General features: G+C 56.9%; 18 protein-coding genes and 1 pseudogene. 8 read left to right on the forward strand and 11 right to left on the reverse strand.

Annotated elements, in window-relative coordinates:
- From R6V78_RS07020 to R6V78_RS07030, 3 genes and pseudogenes are all read left to right on the forward strand, one after another.
- Positions 1-313, forward strand: a pseudogene (locus R6V78_RS07020) (alanine dehydrogenase); the annotation flags it as partial.
- Between the two features lie 209 nt (positions 314-522).
- Complete coding sequence (locus R6V78_RS07025) at positions 523-1,218, forward strand: GntR family transcriptional regulator (protein ID WP_410288625.1); 696 nt, start codon at positions 523-525, stop codon at positions 1,216-1,218.
- 29 nt (positions 1,219-1,247) lie between these two features.
- Positions 1,248-1,925 carry an HAD family hydrolase gene (locus R6V78_RS07030; RefSeq protein WP_410288626.1) on the forward strand — a complete coding sequence of 226 codons (678 nt, stop codon included), beginning with the start codon at positions 1,248-1,250 and terminating at the stop codon, positions 1,923-1,925.
- 245 nt (positions 1,926-2,170) lie between these two features.
- Here R6V78_RS07030 and R6V78_RS07035 read toward each other — a convergent pair whose 3' ends face one another.
- From R6V78_RS07035 to R6V78_RS07085, 11 genes are all read right to left on the reverse strand, one after another.
- Positions 2,171-3,940, reverse strand: a complete 1,770-nt coding sequence (locus tag R6V78_RS07035) for an acyl-CoA synthetase (protein WP_410288627.1) — start codon at positions 3,938-3,940, stop codon at positions 2,171-2,173.
- Positions 3,941-4,092: 152 nt separating this feature from the next.
- On the reverse strand, positions 4,093-5,625 hold the full coding sequence (locus tag R6V78_RS07040; protein ID WP_410288628.1) for a B12-binding domain-containing radical SAM protein: 1,533 nt from the start codon (positions 5,623-5,625) through the stop codon (positions 4,093-4,095).
- Positions 5,622-7,484: an ABC-F family ATP-binding cassette domain-containing protein gene (locus R6V78_RS07045; RefSeq protein WP_410288629.1), complete on the reverse strand. Its 1,863-nt coding sequence runs from the start codon at positions 7,482-7,484 to the stop codon at positions 5,622-5,624. The genes R6V78_RS07040 and R6V78_RS07045 overlap by 4 nt, the downstream gene beginning before the upstream one ends.
- 286 nt (positions 7,485-7,770) lie before the next feature.
- Positions 7,771-8,430: a cytochrome b/b6 domain-containing protein gene (locus R6V78_RS07050; protein ID WP_410288630.1), complete on the reverse strand. Its 660-nt coding sequence runs from the start codon at positions 8,428-8,430 to the stop codon at positions 7,771-7,773.
- A gap of 2 nt (positions 8,431-8,432) precedes the next feature.
- Positions 8,433-10,067 (reverse strand): tetrathionate reductase family octaheme c-type cytochrome, encoded by a 1,635-nt coding sequence (locus R6V78_RS07055; RefSeq protein WP_410288631.1) that lies wholly within the window; start codon positions 10,065-10,067, stop codon positions 8,433-8,435.
- A 34-nt stretch (positions 10,068-10,101) separates the two neighbouring features.
- Complete coding sequence (locus tag R6V78_RS07060) at positions 10,102-11,250, reverse strand: rhodanese-like domain-containing protein (RefSeq protein ID WP_410288632.1); 1,149 nt, start codon at positions 11,248-11,250, stop codon at positions 10,102-10,104.
- 80 nt (positions 11,251-11,330) lie between these two features.
- On the reverse strand, positions 11,331-11,675 hold the full coding sequence (locus R6V78_RS07065; RefSeq protein ID WP_410288633.1) for a cytochrome c family protein: 345 nt from the start codon (positions 11,673-11,675) through the stop codon (positions 11,331-11,333).
- 55 nt (positions 11,676-11,730) lie between these two features.
- Positions 11,731-12,078 (reverse strand): hypothetical protein, encoded by a 348-nt coding sequence (locus R6V78_RS07070; RefSeq protein WP_410288634.1) that lies wholly within the window; start codon positions 12,076-12,078, stop codon positions 11,731-11,733.
- Complete coding sequence (locus R6V78_RS07075) at positions 12,072-12,203, reverse strand: hypothetical protein (RefSeq protein WP_410288635.1); 132 nt, start codon at positions 12,201-12,203, stop codon at positions 12,072-12,074. The genes R6V78_RS07070 and R6V78_RS07075 overlap by 7 nt, the downstream gene beginning before the upstream one ends.
- A gap of 77 nt (positions 12,204-12,280) precedes the next feature.
- Complete coding sequence (locus R6V78_RS07080; protein ID WP_410288636.1) at positions 12,281-12,568, reverse strand: hypothetical protein; 288 nt, start codon at positions 12,566-12,568, stop codon at positions 12,281-12,283.
- 101 nt (positions 12,569-12,669) lie between these two features.
- On the reverse strand, positions 12,670-14,379 hold the full coding sequence (locus R6V78_RS07085) for a DUF3373 family protein (protein WP_410288637.1): 1,710 nt from the start codon (positions 14,377-14,379) through the stop codon (positions 12,670-12,672).
- 242 nt (positions 14,380-14,621) lie between these two features.
- On the opposite strand from R6V78_RS07085, the gene R6V78_RS07090 reads away from it, so the two are divergent.
- The 5 genes from R6V78_RS07090 (at position 14,622) to R6V78_RS07110 (ending at position 18,819) form a co-directional block, all read left to right on the forward strand.
- Positions 14,622-15,989 (forward strand): sigma-54 interaction domain-containing protein, encoded by a 1,368-nt coding sequence (locus R6V78_RS07090; RefSeq protein WP_410288638.1) that lies wholly within the window; start codon positions 14,622-14,624, stop codon positions 15,987-15,989.
- A 213-nt stretch (positions 15,990-16,202) separates the two neighbouring features.
- Positions 16,203-16,595: a helix-turn-helix domain-containing protein gene (locus tag R6V78_RS07095; protein WP_410288639.1), complete on the forward strand. Its 393-nt coding sequence runs from the start codon at positions 16,203-16,205 to the stop codon at positions 16,593-16,595.
- Complete coding sequence (locus tag R6V78_RS07100; RefSeq protein ID WP_410288640.1) at positions 16,588-17,751, forward strand: homoserine O-acetyltransferase; 1,164 nt, start codon at positions 16,588-16,590, stop codon at positions 17,749-17,751. The genes R6V78_RS07095 and R6V78_RS07100 overlap by 8 nt, the downstream gene beginning before the upstream one ends.
- Positions 17,735-18,361, forward strand: a complete 627-nt coding sequence (metW, locus tag R6V78_RS07105; RefSeq protein ID WP_410288641.1) for a methionine biosynthesis protein MetW — start codon at positions 17,735-17,737, stop codon at positions 18,359-18,361. The genes R6V78_RS07100 and metW overlap by 17 nt, the downstream gene beginning before the upstream one ends.
- Entirely contained in the window at positions 18,358-18,819 is a 462-nt protein-coding gene (locus tag R6V78_RS07110) for an MOSC domain-containing protein (RefSeq protein ID WP_410288642.1), read from the forward strand. The genes metW and R6V78_RS07110 overlap by 4 nt, the downstream gene beginning before the upstream one ends.
- The last annotated feature ends 189 nt before the right edge of the window (positions 18,820-19,008 follow it).

Consider the following 19,008-nt stretch of genomic DNA (forward strand, 5'->3'; position numbering starts at 1 on the left):
CGACCAGGGGGGCTGTTTCGAGACCTCCAAGGCGACCACCCACGGCAATCCCACCTACGTGGTGGACGGGGTGATCCACTACTGCGTGGCCAACATGCCCGGTGCGGTGGCCAAGACCTCAACTTTGGCCTTGACCAACGCCACCTTGCCCTATGCAGTCCAGATCGCCAACAAGGGCTGGAAAAAGGCCATGCTGGCAAACGAAGAGATCCGGTTGGGCGCCAACGTGATCGACGGCAGGGTCACCTACCGCGCCGTCGCCGAGGCGTTCGACCTCGAATACACCCCTGTGGAAAAAATGATCGGCGGCTGAACCGAGAGCCATTGCGGGCAGCTCACCGATAGTCCTTCTTTTTGTGAGGGGATGCCGGGCCAGTACCGCGATTTGCAGCGTGGTAATGGCCCAGTGCATCTTGCGACCTCCCAATCATTGTGTCAATGAATCCAGTTGAAGATAAAATGTATCGCACGCCCATTCGAAGATGGTTAAATTAGCTATATTAAATTAACCGGGGAACAAAGATGGAAGGCCTGATAGAAACCAGATCGCTGCGGGAGCAGGTATACGAGTATCTAAAGGGTGAGATCCAGGCCGGAAGACTGGTACCCGGTTCATTCATCAACCTCAATGAAATCAGTACGCATCTGGGTGTCAGCAAAACACCCTTGCGAGATGCGATCATTCAGATGGAATGTGAAGGGTTTGTCTCCATCCTACCGCGCAGGGGCGTATTGCTTAACCGATTGACGCTGGAAGAGATTAAAGATGTTCTGGAAATTGTCGGTGCCCTCGAAAGTGCAACCATTCGGTCGGTGTTCGACAAAATTACTTCCAGCCACATTAAAAAGATGGAAAAGCTTAACCGAGAGATGCGCTTGTGCATCCAAAAAAAATCCTTTGAAAGTTTTGACCCCCAGTACTATGCGCTGAACATTGCCTTTCACGATGTGTTTCTTGAACTGTCTGATAACGCTGCCATGAAACATTTGATTGGAACCATGAAACGGCGGCTTTATGATTTTCCCCGCCTGGCTTATATGAAAAACTGGGAGTGGTCCAACTGCGATGAACATGAGCTTTTTATCAGTTATATCCGAAATGGTGAAAAAGAAACGGCGGCCATGTTCTGGCAGGGGACGCATTGGGGCTTTGAGGCGCAGGAAATCTATATCCGGGAATTTTATGCTCAGCAAGATAAGCATATCCAGCAGAATTAGATGGCCTTGAACCTTAATATGGAGCGAGCATGAAAAATCCTATAACCAAAGGTTTTCAGGCTATTATCTTCGATCTGGACGGCACATTGCTGGACACGCTGACGGACATCGGGGATTCGGTTAACCTGATGCTGGCGGAATACGGCTTTCCCGGCCATGCCACCGATGATTACCGGCGCTTTATCGGCAATGGGATCCGGATGCTGGTTATCCGGGCGCTGCCCGTCGAGGGCCGTTCCGAGGAGCTGGTAGCTGCATGTGTGCGCCGGGCACGGGAAATATACTGGAAGAACTGGAACCGCAAGACCCGGCCATACGACGGCATCACCGATCTCCTGGACCACCTGGGGAAAAAGGGTCTTGCGCTGGCGGTGCTCTCCAACAAGCCCCACGACTTTACCGTGCGGTATGTAAACGCCTATTTTGATTGGGTGGAATTCAAGGTGGTCATGGGGCAGAACGACAATTTCCCGGTCAAGCCCGATCCGCGTTCGGCCCTGGAGATCGCCCGTCAGATCGGCCTGGCGCCGGAAAAATTTCTCTTTGTGGGGGACAGTGCCGTGGACATGCAGACGGCGGCCGCTGCCGGCATGCATGCCGTGGGTGCGGCCTGGGGGTTCAGGGGGCCGCAGGAACTTGTGCACAGCGGCTGCCAGACCCTGGTCAACCACCCGCTGGAAATTCCGTTGCTGCTGGAAAGACGCTGAAGATTCAATCGGCGATCGCGACAAGAGCGTGTTGGATCTAAGGGCATGAAAAGCACTATCCCCTGCTGACTGCGCCGGCATTCCCCGCCGCGAATGGCGGTGAATGCCGGCGCAGTCACGGTTCAAGGGAGGCTTGAAACCGTTGACGCGGATAAGGGCTGCGAAGGCGCAAGCCGGCGACATGCGTATCCCGCACCGGTTGAAAGCGAGGAACGCATGGCCGGCCTGTCCATCCTGTCAGATCCCTAGTTCTTTAATTTGGAACTCAATTCCGGGAAATCCCAGTAGAAAAATTCGTTGGTCTGGGGCCCGTGGCCCTTCTCCTTTCGGGAAATTTCGTTTTCGCGCAGCTCGATGCGCCGGATCTTCCCACTGATGGTTTTGGGAACCTCGGTCACAAATTGGATGATTCTGGGGATTTTAAATTTGGCCAGAATATCCATGGTGTGTTTGAAGAGCTCAAGCGCCAATTCGCGGGATGGTTCATGACCCGCATTCAAGATGACATAGGCCTTGACCAGCTGATGCCGTTTGGGATCGGGTGCGCCGACAACGGCTGCTTCCGCTACGGCCGGGTGTTCCACCAGCGCACTCTCGACCTCGAACGGCCCCACGCGGTAGTCGGACGATTTGATCACGTCATCCGCCCGGCCCACGAACCACCAGTAGCCGTCGGCATCGCATGAGGCTCTGTCGCCCGTGTAGTAGTAGTTGTCCACAAAGACGCTCTTCATCTTCTCCGGGCTGCCGATATATTCGGTGAAAAGTCCCATGGCGCGCCAGCGATCAAGCCTTACCGCGATGTGTCCGGGTTCATCGGACGCGGTGACCTCCTTGCCCGCATCATCCAGCAGCACCACATCGTACATATACGACGGGTAGCCAAAGGAACCACTGCGCATTTTACCAGCCATCCAGGGCGGGTTGCCGATCATGGCGGTGGATTCGGTCTGCCCGTAGAAATCGCGGATTTCGGTTCCGGTATGCCGCTTCCATTGGGTAATGACCTCGGGATTGAGGGGTTCGCCGGCACTGATGGACTGGCGCAGGGCGGACAGGTCGAATTTTTTAATATCCAGATTGATGAACATGCGCCAGGCGGTCGGCGGCGCACAGAACGTGCTGACCTTGCACGACGCTACGGCCTTGAGGTACTGATTGCCGTTAAGGACGGAAAAGTTGAACCCGGTTGCCGTGGCACCCACATTCAGGGGCGCAAAAAAACTGCTCCAGGCCCACTTGGCCCAGCCCGGTGCACTGAGGTTGTGATGTACATCATCCGGCCGGATGCCGATCATGACGGCAGTGGAAAGATGGCCGACGGGATAGGATGCAGCGGTGTGGCCGACCTTTTTGGGAAGGCCCGTGGTTCCGGAAGTAAAAAAGCAAAAAAGGAGATCATTTGGCCTGGTGCGGGCGGCTTGGGCTTGAGCCGGCTCCTTGTCCAGTTCGCTGTAGCTGACCCAGCCATCCTTTTTGCCGAGAACGATTTTGATTTTCGGCTTGACGCCGGTAACCTTTATGGCCTCGTCCATGAGGTCCGTGTAAGCCGTGTCAGAGACGATGGCATCCGGTGGGAAGCTTTCAAAGCGATACTGCAGTTCCCGCATGGTCATCGTGGTGGCTGTGGGAACGATAACCAGCCCTCCCTTGATGCACGCATAGCTTGAAAACCATGTCTCCGGCACAATGGGGACCATCATATACATGTTGTCCCCTTTTTGGATGCCGGCGTTGCGAAGGCGGTTGAGGCACTGGTTGCCTCGGTCGGCGAATTCACGGTAAGAGAAGCTCTTTTTTTCTTCGGTGGCGATATCCGTCCAGATCAGGGCGGCTTTTTCACCGTGCTCCTTGACGTGAAGGGATTCAAAAATCTCGTCCGCCCAGTTGAAGTGCTCGGGGAGCGGCATGGCGTTCAATTTTTTGAAAAAAGCCTTGGCAGCGGCCTCCTTCTCGGGGGTGTCCGCCATCATGTTGAGTGCCATGACCTCCTTGTACAGCTTGTCCATGCTCATACGATCACTCCTTAATGTTGGGGTGTAAATTTCTAAGCATGCATCATTATGGAAACCAGACCAGAATGGCAATCGGCCCGGGGACGATTTTTGTGTGGTGAGGCGCCCTATTAAAAAACAGGCTGCAAACCTAGGTATGGTCGGTTTTAGGCCTACCGGTTGGCCAAATTGAAAAAAGGCGCATGGTTGGAGGTGAAAAAGGGCGGGTCGTTGTTGAGGATTGTGCGGATGGCCGCCGGTTTCTTGAATGTTCCGGACAGAAAACGCCGTACCCGATTGCGGCTCCATCCCCGCGGATGAATAAACTCCCGATAGAGCGACAGATCCCCGGCATAGAAATCTAGCGTGTTCAATCCCAGGGCCGCCTCACTGGCAGCGGGAAGATTGAAGATCGCCAGATTCAAAAAATTGATGCATGCTGCGTGGCGCAGTGTGAAATCAAGGGTTTTCAATGCGCTGGTCTCATCTTCCACGGGTGTCCCGAAAAGCAGGTACACGTACGTGGCGATGCCCGCCCGATGAAGCGTCTCGAGCACCCGGGATGCGGTGCCGAGGTCGATGCCTTTACCAAGGGCATCCAACACGTCCTGATCACCGGATTCAACACCCAGTTTCAACATGGCACACCCGGCCGCCTTGAGCCCCTTGACAAAACCCGGGTCGGCTAGGTGCCGGGTGATCCGGACAAAACCGTACCAGGGTAAACCCGGTGGATGATCGATCAGATGGCTCAGCAGCCGGGGAGCGAGTGCGTTGTCCAGGAAATGGAACAACCCCGCCGAGGCGTTCGCCGCCATCCGTCGCAGATCTTCTCCGATCGTCTGGGGGCCGCCGGTGATATAAGGCGCATCTTCAGCGGTTTCCGGACAGAAGGCGCATTTTTTCCAGTAGCACCCCCGGGAGGCGCTGTAGGGCAGCACCCGCAGCGGTGAAAAATAACGCTCAGGATCATTGCAAGAATAATCATAGCCGGTCACGGGCGAATGGACCCCTTGTATGCCGGTGCACATCTGGGTGAGCCGGTTTTCGCCCGGGCCGCAGACCAATTCGTCAACCAGACCGCCAAAGGGGTTGCTGAATTTGGGAATGTTCAGCCATGAGGATACAAGCCCCCCGCCGCAGACGATCTTTACTCCCGGCAAGCGCCTGCGGATAAAACCGATCATGGCAAAGGCGCATAGGGCCTGGCTCATGAAATTGATCGACAGACCGATGATGTCCGGCTCCTGCAGGGAAAGAGCGGCATTCAACCTTTCTGAAAAGGTCGGGAAAAACGGGTTGGATTCGAATTTTTCGGCCGCCTGCAGTAAATCTGAACTGCGAACCGGTGAAAGGGCTGAGGATTCGTAGTTGGACAGGGAGATGGCGGCGCCATAAGGTCGGCCTGCCACGTGAAGAAGTCGATTGGTGTCCATTACCGCCCGTTTGTAGCGGTCCCGGTTACGGAAAAGGTCCACGGATCGAAGCGCGGCGAGGTTGATCGACCGGCTGGCCAGGGCGCGCCGGGACCAGGTGTCTCCAGCCGTCGTCGGCTGGTGGATCAGTCCCAGGATGCCGTCCAGACTGGCATCGTATACCCGGCAATCGACTCCCTGGGCGCGCAGGGCCCACGCGAGTTTTGCCAGGCCCGCCGGAGGTTCGCAGGGCTTGGAGACCGGCGGGGAAATGAGGAGGATGGATTTCATCCTTCCAGTTCGGCCAGGCGCTTTTCAAATTTCTTGTCCAGCCGTTGACGCTGTTCGTCCATCTGCTCCATTTCGGCGAAACGGGTTTCGATGATCGCCTGGCAGCTGCGGATTTGTTGGGAAAGCGGCCCGATCCGGGCACCATCGCCCTGCTTGGATGCTGCGACCATTTCCCGGTTCAACTGATCGAGCCGGGCCTCGTTTTTTTCAATTGCATGTTCTGCCGCGGCGATCGCATCTTCCATGGGCTTGAGCACCTTGGATTTCTCGGTGATGATTTCGGACCGCAGGCGCCTGAGTTCTTTCTTGTTGAGGCGGGGCAATGCGGGTGCAGCGTCATCTTCAACCGCCTCACGGCGGCGGGTCATGGATGCATCATCCCCCCAGCCTTCTTTTTCCAAGAAATCCTGGTAGCGGCCGTCGAACATGCGGGCACCGGCATCATCGAAAACAATCAACCGGTCGGCCAGGGCGTGCAGGAACATCTCGTTGTGAGTGACCATGATCACCGCCCCGTCGAAATTGTCGATGGCGGCCAGCAGAGCGTCACAGGCGTCCATGTCCAGATGGTTGGTGGGTTCGTCCAGCATCAGGAGGTTTACCGGGGTCACCAGCAGCTTTCCCAGCATGACCCGGCTTTTCTCGCCACCGGAGAGGACGCCGATCTTCTTGAGGGCGCTGTCGCCTTCGAACAGCATGGACCCGCAGATGTTGCGGGCTTTCTGGCGGTCCACATCCGGCTGGGCGTAGAGAATCTCCTCTTCAACGGTGCGGCTGTCCACCAGGCTCTGGATGTTGGTCTGTTCGAACACGCCGGACTCGACCTGCGGGTTGAAGGTGATTTTGCCTGACAGGGGGGGCAGGTGGCCGGAGAGCACTTTCAGCAGGGTGGTCTTGCCTTTGCCGTTTTTGCCAACCACACAGATCCGCTCGCCGGCCAGAATGGAAAAATCCAGACCCGCAAACAGGGGGCGGCCAGCCCCCCAGGCAAAGGAGAGATCTTCCACGGTGCACACCTGCTTGGCCTTGAAGGGCTTGGTGCGAAAGGAGAACTCCAGGCTCTTGGCCTGCTCGAGCTTATCTTTTTTTTCCATTTTGGCCAGGGTTTTGACGCGCGATTGGACCATGTTGGCCAGCCGGGCCTTGGCCCGAAACCGGGAGATGAACAGGCGGATCTCCCTGGCGCGCCGCTCGTCGTTGAGCCGTGTCTTTTCGTAGATCTCTTCATCCTGGGCGATGCGGTCGTAATACTTTTCGGTGTTGCCATCAATCTTGCGGGCCTTCTTGCGGTGGATGCCCACGGTGTGCGTGGCCAGCTTGTCCATGAACCCCCGGTCGTGGGTGATCAGCATCAACTCGTGGGGCCAGGAGAGCAAAAAATTTTCGATCCAGCGGATGGAGGTGATGTCCAGGTAGTTGGTGGGCTCGTCAAGCAGCAGCAGATCCGGCACCGAAACCAGGACCTTGGCAAGGTTGAGACGCACCTGGAACCCGCCGGAGAAGTCGTGCGGGCTCCTGACCATGTCACCGTCGGAGAAACCCAATCCGGCAAGGATTTTTTCGACTTTCCAATGGTGATCTTTTTCCGCTGCCATCAGGCCTTTCATGCCCTCGGCCAGCACGGTGTTCTCGGTAAACTGAATGTGCTGCTGCACGTAACCGATGCGGTACCCCTTGGGCATGCTGATGGTGCCGTCGTCGTAGCCTTCCTCACCGACGATGATGCGAAACAGGGTGGACTTGCCGTGGCCGTTGCGCCCCACCAGGCCTACCCTTTCCTTTGCGTTGATCTTGAAGCTGACCCCGTCGAAAAGCACGCGGCCGCCGAAACTCTTGTTTAGATTCTCGATACTGATCATGGTCGTTTCCGTTGTGATGACCCTGGTTGTGCCCGGTCGATTCCGGGAACGCAGGTTCCGGGTGGTGGTATAGAGGAAGCCGGCCCTGCTGTCAATGTCAGGACCCGGGGAACAGGGTAACCGCATTTGTACGGCTCAACGGAATCGTTCAAGCCATTGGATTGGGGGTGAGTGCCGGATGACAAAAATTATACAAAAAAGATGCGGCGGGATCGGTAAGGCCCCGGGCCGGCCTGAGCCGGCTCCGGGGCATTGGGGTGCTCCAGGTTGCTTCGCGGTTGACGGTTCAGGGGGCGGGTTGTCTCTGGCCTGCTTTTTCCCACTCCTGCACTTCACTCTCTTCCACATCCTCCCAGCCGGTGATCATGGCTTTGGCATGGGCGGTGACGGTGTGCCCGGTGGTGGTCATGTAAACATGCACGATGATAAAACACAAGATGGCGAAGGCCCCGGCCGTATGGACAAAGGCGATGGTGTCCAGGGTGAGCCAGTCGAGCCCCCAGGCTTTCCATGAGTTGTATCCCCAGTAGAGCAAGCCCGAGGCCATCTGCACGGGCAACAGAAATGCGGCCAGTGACAGGTAAACCAGCCGCTGAAGGGGATTGTGTTTGGCCTCTTTGCGTTTGGGCACCGGGTGGCTTTCGCCCCTGAATATGCCGTAACTGTAATACAGGACCACCTGGAACATTTTTCGGGTGGTGGGAATGTACTGCTTCCACTCACCGGTGGTGAAGACCCAGAACATAAAAAAGGCGAAGGCTACCAGCCAGGTGAGCCCAACGGTATTGTGGACATCCACGGCCTCGTCGAAGCCCAGGAAGGGGAAAGTGCCGTGGACTTCGAAACCGGTGACCAGCAACACGAAGATCAAAACCATCTGCAGCCAGTGCCAGAAGCGTTCATAGCGGGTATACAGGTACATGGTGATCATTTTTTTGGCAGGCATGGCTATTTGCCCTCCTTTCTGCCGTTGGTGAACATCCGGGTCAAACCGTGGATGGCAACCCCCAGCAGATGGCCCAGCACCAGGATCCAACCCAGGGAATCCAGCAGTGAAAAATGATCCCGCCCGGGCATGTAGAAGCCGGCAAGGCTGGCCAGGCGGCTGTCGCTGCGGGTATGGCATTCATTGCAGGCGACCACGTTCTCCTTGGGGGCCACCATGTGGGTGATGGGAAAGACGTAGGTGGTCTCCACGAAGTCGAACTCGCCGGAAAAAGGAATGTCCAGCGTGGCATTGCCCACGGTCAGGGCACGGGTCCAGTCGAGGGTATCCCAGTAGCCATCGGGCCCGGATAGCATGGGTGCCAGCAGGGTCTTGTGAACCTTGTCGTAGGGCTGCTTGCCCCGGTGGACCTTGAAGGGGAATATGCGCGCGTTTTCGTCATCCCGTGAACCCATGGGGTGACTCACCTGGACGATTTGTCCTGGATCGATGGGGTCTTTGGCGGTGACGCTGCTGATGGAGCCGTTGTACCAGAAGTACCCCGGTTGGACATTTTTGGCCCACTGCATCTGGCCCTTGATGGACAGGTAGCTGTCCTTGCCGAACTCGTCCTTGGTCTTATAGGGTTTGCCATCCTTGGTTTTGCCGGCCTGGGACCAGTCCCAAACCATTTTGGTGGGGTTTACCCGGGCAAATTCGGGGATGTGGCAACTCTGGCAGGCCACCTTGTCCGTGTGATCGTTGGCCTTGGACTCGGCTTTGTGCGGCTTACTGCTGTGGCAGGACTCGCAGGTGATCTTGGTGGTGAGGTCATCTTCGATCAGGCTCTTGCGATCCGTCGCTGCCGGCCGGGTGTAGACCCGGCCGGCCACGTTGTGCAAGGTGGTGGTATGACAGCGGGTGCATTGAAAGTTCTGGCCGTCGCTGCCCATATGGACATCCAGGGCCTTGTTGGGTTTGGTCAGCGAGGTGTCCAGGTCGCCGTGCTTGACCCCGTCGCCGCCCCCGCCCTTGAAGTGGCAGGCACCGCAGTTCTGGCGTTCTGGCCTGATTACCGACTGCACGGCCGCCTGGATGTTGCCGCGGATCTCCCTGGCGATCTCCTGCTCGTCAGGGTCCTTGGATTCGGCAAAGGCTTCCAGATCCTCGAAGGACTCCTCCCAGTTGATGGACTTCTGGCCGTGGCAGTTGAGGCAGTTGACCACCTCGGTCTCGGTGCCCCAGCCGGGGTGGCAGCTCAGGCAGCCCTTGTCCTGCATGTTGTTGGCCGAGATGCAGAAGTTGTTGATGGAATCACCGCCTTTGCCGAAAATTTGGCCCTTTTCGTCGGTGTAGGCCTTCCAGGTCCAGTGGATCGTCTTGTGAAACTGATCCGCCGCCTCGGTGTGGCAGGAGAGGCAGGCCTGGGTGACCTCCGGGCCGGATCGGAAATCCTCTTGAAGCTCCTTGAGACGTGCATGGTCGGTGGTAATCCACAGTTTCTTCTCTTTGGTGGCCTGATCCGCCAGGGTAATGCCCGGCGCCTGCGCCTCCGTCTCGTCCGTCGCGGTGCTGGTTGCGGGCGTACCAAGAAACGTGAGCACGAACAAAAGCAGGCTGCATGGCACGGTTAACCGTCGCCCTCTGATTGCCTTCATCGTTTCCCCCTTATGGGTCCTGAAAATAATCGGTTTAGATCGGTTTCTTGAGGTCGAACGAGCCATCCTTGTTGATGGTCATTTCACCGTCTATGTAAAAGACGTTTTTCAGTTCCGGCCGGACATCCTGGACCATGTAATAGGATTCGCCGCTGCGTGCGCCGGTGCCGCAGATAAATACAACCGGTTTGTCGGCGGGCAGGGTCTTGATTTTTGCCTCCAGGTCGTCCACCGGAATGTTGACCGCCGTCTTCAGGCTGCCTTTCTTGAATTCATCCGCATCGCGAACATCCACCAGATAGATCGATTCGGGACTCTCGGCCACGATCCGACGAAATTCGGCATGATCGATGCTGCCCTCCTCGGCTCCCCCCTTGATGGCGGTTCCGGCAACGGTCGCTGTTGATGCTTTGCCTGCATAGGCCACCCAGGCCGGGTAGCCTTCGGTAAAGACCTTGACGTTGGTGTAGCCCAGGTCGATGGCCTTGGCGGCGCTCTTGTGGCTCAGCTTGCAGTCCAGTCCGCCGCAGTAGAAAACCAGCAGTTTATTCCTGTCTGCAGGCAACTGGTCCTTCTGCTTGTCGAAATAGGTGTCCGGGATGCTGATTGCCGAGGGAATGTGTCCTTGGTCATATTTTGCTTTCTTGGGACGGGAGTCCACCAGCACCATGTCCGCCCCCTGGTCGATCTGGCTCTTGACCCATTCGGCCGATACCGACGGGTAGTGGGCCTTGTCCGCCACCCATTTGGGGTAGCCTTCGGCAAAAACCTTGACGTTGGTGTACCCCAGTGCTTCCGCTTTCATGGCGGACTTGTGGCTCAACTTGCATTTCAGGCCCTCGCAGTAAAAGATCAGGAGGCTGTTTTTATCCGCCGGCAGCCGGTCGGTCATTTTATCGAACTGGCTGTCGGGAATGCTGACGGCCATGGGGATGTGGCCCTGGACATATTTGGGCTTATAGGGCCGGGAGTCGATGAGCATGACGTTGTCGGCCATGGGGATGGAGACGTGCTGCTGTACAAAGGCCATGTCGACGATGTCGTGAAAGGGTTCAAATGCGGGTTCGGCCGATGCGTTGGCCGCAGCTTGGACCGGGGTGGCAGGTTGCTGAGTGGCGCATCCGGACAGTGCACCGATGAAAAAAAGAATGGCGAATAGTGCGGTTATCATTCGATAAGGCATTGTTATCTTCTCCTGAATGGGATTGCGGGTAACCCGACCGGGAGCCGGGTTACCCGGAGTGGTCAACAACCAGCCACATCCTATTTGCACTTGGCAGGTGTGGGGGAGTCCGCTGCGTGGCCGTGCAGGTAGGCGTAAATGTCCATGAGGTCCGCTTCAGGGAGGTTGTCCCACTCTGCTTTGCAGCCGAAATCGGCGAAATCCTTTTTATCGAACACGCGGGTCCACTGAGCCTGGGTTTTGGCATCCGGGCTGATGGGCGGTTTGGGGGAGTCCACCTCGCCGCGCTCATTGCAGGCCTTGTAGACCTTGCGGTAAGTGTACTTGCCTTTGCGGTCGTTGCCTTTTTCCAGGGCAAAGGCGACGCCGACAGCGGAGAACAGAAAAATCAGAGCGGTTACAATAAAAAGTCCTTTTTTAAACATGTTGCCTCCTTCATTAAAATAAAACGTTTCAGGGTCAAAGGGGTTATAACCTTTTTTATAAAACCAGATGGCGGTCCGCGCTGGCCAGCATCTGGGCGTTCTTTGCCTGGGTCACGAAGTCATGCAGCGTTACCCCCGGCACCTCTTGTTCCCGGCCATGCAGACCGTTGGCCCGGAAGCTGACATCGCATATGCTCACTGAGGCCTTGCCCACCAGTTTTTTAAACTGCGGCCTGATTGTCAGCAGGACACCCTTTCCAGTGAAAAAGAGGCTCACCTGTTTGCCTTTGGCAAAGGCGGCCGTGGTGAGCTTGACCACATGGTCCAGATGTTTGTCGGTGCTGACCAGAATGGCCAGGGACGCCGTCGCGGATACGGCGGCTTTTTTTTGGGAAATCACCACCAGCAGATCACCTTTTCGTTTTCGAAAATCCTGTCCACCAGTGACGGCCAGTCTACCGGCTCCTCGTAAAGCATGACCACCGACGCCGTGTTGTCCATGGACAGGGCCTGGGTAAATTTTTCCACTGTTTCGTCCGGCTCGGATCGCAAGATGTGAAGAATTTTCACCGGCAACCTTTTTTGTCACCTTTTCAGGTTTATGGTCAAAACGGAATGACGATATCCGCGTGCTGGATCTTTTCCGCCGCCTGGGCGATGGTCACGTGGGTAAAACCATACTTTTCGGCGTTTTCCGAGTTGTTGGAAAAACGCATCCCGCCGATTTCGTCCAAAAAAGCCATGTTGTCACGGTAGGCTTCATCCATGTTTTCAATTTCATGCTGCAGCACGAACATCTGGACCCTCATGCCCTCCAGCAGCAGACCGACGCTGGTTCGCAGGCCTTCGTACTGCTGCCGGAGATCCTTGATAATAATCGCTGCCCGTTTCATGGTGGATACGCTCAGCTGTTCTGTGCGGCCATCCGCATCTTTTTTCAGGTTCGACGTGGAAGCGGCTTCCGCGCCGGACGGGTTCAGGTTTCGGTCGACGGCTAGTAACGGAAGGTCAGGGAGATATAGCCATCCCAGACTTCGTCGATTACCGGATTTAGGGCATTGAGTGAACTGAGCGCGGCGATCTTCATGGGCTCGCCCATGGGATTGCCGCTGCCGGTGTACTCATAATCGTAGTATCTCACCCCGATGGTGGCGAAGAAGTTGTCGTTGAAGATGGGCTGGTGCCAGTAGCCTTCGTAGACACTGCCCCGCACGGCCAGCTTGCTGCCCACCAGGGAGTCTTCGGCACCGGTGAAGTTGAACCAGTACTGGGAGCCGTAGTTGTATTCCAGGCCGAACTTGGCATCCCAGGGCATGGGGAAGACCGCACCCAGGTAGATCATGTAGCCGTCGCGATCCTCCAGCTCACCGTTGGAGTTGAGCAGGCCCATGCCCATGATTTTATAGAAGGGGTTGTCCGATGTCCGGGACGGTCGGGTGTGGCTCCATGAACCGGACAGGAACAGGTCGATGTCCTTGTCGAACCGCTCGGTGAGGTTGGTCCGCAGCAGCAGGGAGGCGGCATCCCAGTCACCGATTTCAGTCGTCGGCTGCAGCCGTGAAATGTAGCCGCCGGTATTCTGTTCAAAGGCGAAGGTGCCGTCGGCATTCTCGTTGACGATGAATGGCATGACGGTCAAACCGGTGAACCCGTCGGTGATGTCCCAGGCATGGGCCCAGTTGAGCACGGCACTGGTCGAGTCGTTGTCGAACAGGGTGGCGATAACGCCGAACATGTGCACGTCATCCACATCGGGCTGCTGGTTACCCAGGGCATAGGTGTTGCCCCAGTCGCCTTCGAAGCCCACCCCGTAGCACATCTTGAAGGCTGCCCCGGGAATACCGGAGACATCTTCAAGCCCGAGGTTGTAGGAGGCGCCGTCGAACTGCCAGTTGATGATCGTGGCCAGGGGCGAACCGCCTTCGAGGCTGTTGTTCAGGTACTCCAGGGGCGGCCCGTCGGTGGAGGGCCGTCGCCCCAGGGAGAAGTTGGTGGGCACGCGCCCCAGGTCCTTTTTATAGTTGAAGTAGGCCCGCTCCAGGCGGATGGTGTCCCCGTGGGGCAGGCTGGACGTGTTGCCGTCCAGGGTGACGTCTCCCAGGCTGCCCTGGTTGACTTTGACCTCGGTGCTGTCACCAAAAACTTTGTAGGCCGCCAGGCGGCCAGTGAAGCTCAATTGGTCGTTGACCTTGGCATTCATGTTCAGCCGGAACTTGTTGGTCAGGATGATGTCGTTGGTGGCGTCATATTTTTCGGTGGGGGGGATCATCCCGCTTGCGGCCATATTGCCGATTGCCTGCTGGATCTGGGGCAGGGTGGCATTGTTGAACCCGTTGGGATAATCCACGAAGAATCCGCCCACCAAGGAACTGGGGGCCACCTGAATATCTTTGTATTGGAGCGTATCGGCTCGGGTGCGAAGCTCCACGCCGAAGGAGACCTTGTCGGTGGCCGTATGCAGTTCGGCCTGGTTGAGCCGCGTGTCGATTTCCCCGATCTCTTCTTCCTTGGTCTGGTTGTTCTTTTCCAGGTCCTCCAGCTTTTTCTGGACCGATTCCATCTCCTTCGACATCTGCTCCAGGCGTTGTTTCAAAAGTTTGACGTCATCATCGGCCGCAACGATTCCGGGCAAGCTCAGGCTCAACAAAAAGACGATTCCTGTCACCGTGGCCAGGGCAGTTCGCATCCATCCTTGATTGTCCATCTCTTCTCCTTGGGGAACGTGTTAACGGCTGCCGATGCATTGCTTGATCAAACCTGAATATAGCAACCGGTATGCCAGGTGCTCGGATAGGGCGCGAAAATTTTTATCTTATTGATTATAAATGTAAAAGATAGGGATTGAATTATGCTTGCAAAATGGCGTCGAAGCGTTTAAGTTAACAGATGTTAAGTTAACAGGTTAGCATGTTGCCTTGACAGGGTTAACAAGTTAGTGGGGGATTCATGGATATTGCCAAATACTGGAAAACCATTGTGGACACCCTGCAGGACGGGTTGATGGTTGTGGATCCGATGGGTCGAATTATTGCAGCCAATCCGGCCGCAGAGCGGGTGACCGGCTACACAGCCGATGAACTGATCGGCAAGTCCTGCCGAATATTAAATTGTACCGGATGCAAAATCATCGGGAAGGGTGCCGGCACGCAGTGGTGCGGTCTTTTCAGCCGGGGTGCCATCAAGGAGAAGAAGTGCCTGATCACCAACAAGGACCGCCATTCGGTGCATATCATCAAGAGTGCCTCGGTGCTGCGCAACGAAAAGGGCGAAATCATCGGTGCCGTCGAGACGCTGACCGACATCACCGAACGGATCCGCCAGCAGCAGGAGATCGTCAGCCTGCGCAAGACCTTTCACCTGGACGAGGGCTACCACGGCATCCTGGGCAAGTCCCCGGCGATGCTGAACCTCTATGAGATGATCGAAAATGTGGCCCAGTCCGACACACCGGTGATGATCCAAGGCGAGAGTGGCAGCGGCAAGGAACTGGTGGCCCGGGCCATCCACCGGGCCAGCGGACGCAGCGACAAGCCCTACGTCAAGGTCAATTGTGCGGCCTTGAACGAAAACCTGCTGGAAAGCGAACTCTTCGGTCATGTCAAGGGGGCTTATACCGGTGCGGATCGTACGCGCGTGGGCCGTTTTGAAGCCGCCCATCAAGGTACCATCTTTCTGGACGAGATCGGTGACATCCCCCCGGCCATCCAGATCAAGCTGCTGCGTGTGCTGGAGGACCGCAAGATCGAACGGGTGGGGGATAATCGGTCTATCCCCGTGGATGTCAGGGTGATTACCGCGACCCACAAGAATCTGGACGCCCTGATCGAAAAGGGCCTGTTCCGCGAGGATCTTTATTTTCGGATCAACGTCTTTCCTCTGCACTGCCCTCCCTTGTGCGAGCGCCGGGAAGACATCCCACTGATCGCCCAGAGTTTCATCCGTCGCAATGCGGTGAACAGCGGCAAAAAGATCATCGGTCTGACTCCCGACGCCCTTGAAACCCTTATGGATTACGCCTGGCCGGGCAATGTCCGCGAATTGCGCAATGCCATCGAGTACGCCTTCGTCCTCTGCCAGAGCGGGGGCATCGGCGTTCAGCATCTGCCCCACAAGATGGTTCACGGTATGCTCGACCCAAAGGAAACCTGTGAACTGGACCCTGGGTGCGTCAAGGATCGGGAAACCCTCATACAGGTGCTGCGGAAGGCCGACGGCAATCAATCCAAAGCAGCCAAAATGCTGGGTGTCAGCCGGGTGACCGTCTGGAAGCGGATGAAGCGGTTCGGGATCGATATCAAGCAGGATGTGGTCTGATCGCGACCGTCCTGTCTCGGTTAAAAGCGTTGACTTTTATACCACGATGTGACAGATGTGGGCAGAGATGATTTTATTCTCGTAAATTCGATAGGTTAGTTTCCTAATTTCATCGGGTTGGGGACATCTTGTTGCTTGTGGCCTTATTCACCGCAATGGAAAAGACCTGTCGGCGGCAGCTACTCATGAAAATGGAATCAGAGACGAAAAGCCATGCAAGCAAAAGAGTTCAGCGCACTGCGGAAAAAGCTGGATAAAACCCAGAAACAGATGTCCCAGCTTTTGGGCACTTCCATCAAGGCAATCCACAGCTATGAGCAGGGCTGGCGAACCATTCCCGTACATGTGGAGCGGCAGCTCTATTTTCTGCTCAGCCGCAAATTGTTAGGCGATAACGGCCTTCAGACATGCTGGGACGCGCGCGCCTGTCCTTTGGAGCAGCGCGAACAATGCCCGGCCTGGGAGTTCTCCAGCGGTGACCTGTGCTGGTTCATCAACGGCACCATTTGCGACGGAACGGTCCACGATTCCTGGCAGCAGAAGATGGAGCTGTGCCGCACCTGTGATGTGTTCAAGGCCGTCCTGACCCTGACCGACTATGAGTGAATACATCCAGCACGATCAACAAGGGGCCTCGGTAGGACGGGTAGAAAAGCGGACATTCACGTTTGCCCACCCACCGGCACCCATGACGCTGGCCTGTGGCACCACCATCGGGCCGGTGGCGATTGCTTTTGAAACCTGCGGCCGCCTCAATGCAGACGGGACCAATGCGATTCTCATTGTGCACGCCCTCTCCGGGGATGCCCATGTTGCCGGCACCTACACCGACAGCGACGACAAGCCTGGCTGGTGGGATTTTATGGTCGGGCCGGGAAAGGGGATCGATACGGACCGTTATTTCGTGATCTGTTCGAACATCCTGGGCAGCTGCATGGGGTCGACCGGCCCCGCATCCATCAACCCGGCCACGTCCAAGCCCTACGCGCTGAGTTTCCCCGTGGTCACCATCGGAGATATGGTGGCCGCTCAAAAACATCTCATGGACTATCTGGGGGTTCGGCGGCTGCATGCCGTGATCGGTGGATCCGTCGGCGGCATGCAGGCGCTGGAGTGGAGCGTACGCTATCCGGACATGGTTGCGTCCGCTGTGCTGCTGGCCACCACCACCCGGCACAGCGCCCTGGCGATTGCCTTCAACGAGGTGGCCAGGCAGGCGATCATGGCCGATCCCAACTGGAACGGCGGCGATTACTACGACGGGAAGAAGCCGGACCTGGGCCTGGCCGTGGCCCGCATGATCGGACACATCACCTATCTTTCGGACGAATCCATGCGGCTCAAGTTCGGTCGGCGGCTTCAGGATAAGGCCGATTTCTCATTCAATTTCGATGCGGATTTTCAGGTCGAGAGCTATCTGCGCTACCAGGGCCGAAAATTTGTGGACCGCTTTGATGCCAACGCGTTTCTCTACATCACCAAAGCGGCGGATTACTTCGACCTCGAGCGGCATTTCGGCAACGGGTCGGCGGTAGCGGCCTTTTCCAGCGCCCGGGCCAGGTTTCTGGTACTCTCCTTTACCTCGGACTGGCTCTATCCGACCTACCAGTCACGAGCCATGGTCAAAGCCATGAAAAAGAACGGTCTGGCGGTGAGCTTCTGCGAAATTGGGGCCCAGTGGGGTCACGACGCCTTCCTGCTGCCCAGCGACCGCCTGGCCGGTATCATGAAAGGATTCCTGGACGGTGAAGCGGTCGGATAACGGCATTCGATACGACCTTCAGCTGGTGGCCTCCTGGATTCCCCAGGGGGCCCGGGTGTTGGGTCTGGGTTGCGGGGACGGGGCGCTGCTTGGTTATCTGAAAAACCGTAAAAATGCGGTTTGTACCGGCATTGACATCGATGAGGGCTGCGTGGCGCGCTGCATTGAACGGGGATTGACCGTGCTGCAGGGAGACATCAACGAAGAGGTCCGGGACTATCCGGACGCTGCCTTCGATTTCGTGATCCTGGCCCAGACGCTGCAGCAGATATACGACCCGGCGCCGTTGATCCGGGAGATGCTGCGCATCGGACGGCAGAGCGTGGTGAGCTTTCCCAACTTCAGCCACTGGCGGGTGAGGCTGATGCTGGCGTCGACGGGACACGCACCGGTAACGCCCCAGCTGCCCTACCAGTGGCACGATACCCCCAACATCCGGGTGATCACGCTGTCCGACTTCAGGCGATATGCCCGGCAGGTGGGTTTCAGGATTAAAAAAGAGGTGGGTATCAATACCGACCGGGAGGATCGCTCCGGTCGGATCGTTCGGTTCCTGCCGGATCTGTTCGCCACGTATGGCCTTTTTCTTATCGCCAAGGAGGCACCGTGAAAATTGTATCCATTGCCGTCAGCCGGAAAAAAGGTACCCGGAAAACCCTTGTGGGCCGGGCCACCGTCGTTGAAAATCATGGCTTGGAAGGCGATGCCCATGCCGGTCCCTGGCACCGGCAGGTCAGTTTCCTGGCAGCGGAAAGCATTCAGGGGGCACGGGAAAAAGGGCTGGATGTGGACTTCGGCGATTTTGCCGAAAACGTGGCCACCGTCGGCGTTGACTGGCCGCATCTGCCTGTGGGAACGCAGGTGAAGCTGGGGACGGATGTCATCGTCGAAATCTCCCAGATCGGCAAGACCTGCCACAAACCCTGCGCCATTTACTACCAGGCCGGGGACTGCATCATGCCCCGGGAAGGGGTCTTCGCCCGGGTGCTCCGGGGGGGCGAGATCGCCTGTGGGGATGCTATTGAACTCATGGCGACATCGGGTGCCGCAAGCGGGCCTCAAAAATAATTACCACATTGTGGTAATTTATCCTTGACAGGACAAACCGATCGGATTATATTCTGATCAACCCCATAAGTACTACTCAATCCCTCTGCCCTCGGCGGCTCTGCTAAACTACCCCACAGAAGCAGAGCCGCCCCTCCTTTTTATTGCAGATTCTTTACCCCACACGCAGGTGTCACCCGCCGGGTCGGT

Origin of the sequence: Desulfosarcina sp., assembly GCF_046496365.1 — a bacterium.
In the GTDB taxonomy this organism is placed as follows: Bacteria; Desulfobacterota; Desulfobacteria; order Desulfobacterales; family Desulfosarcinaceae; genus Desulfosarcina.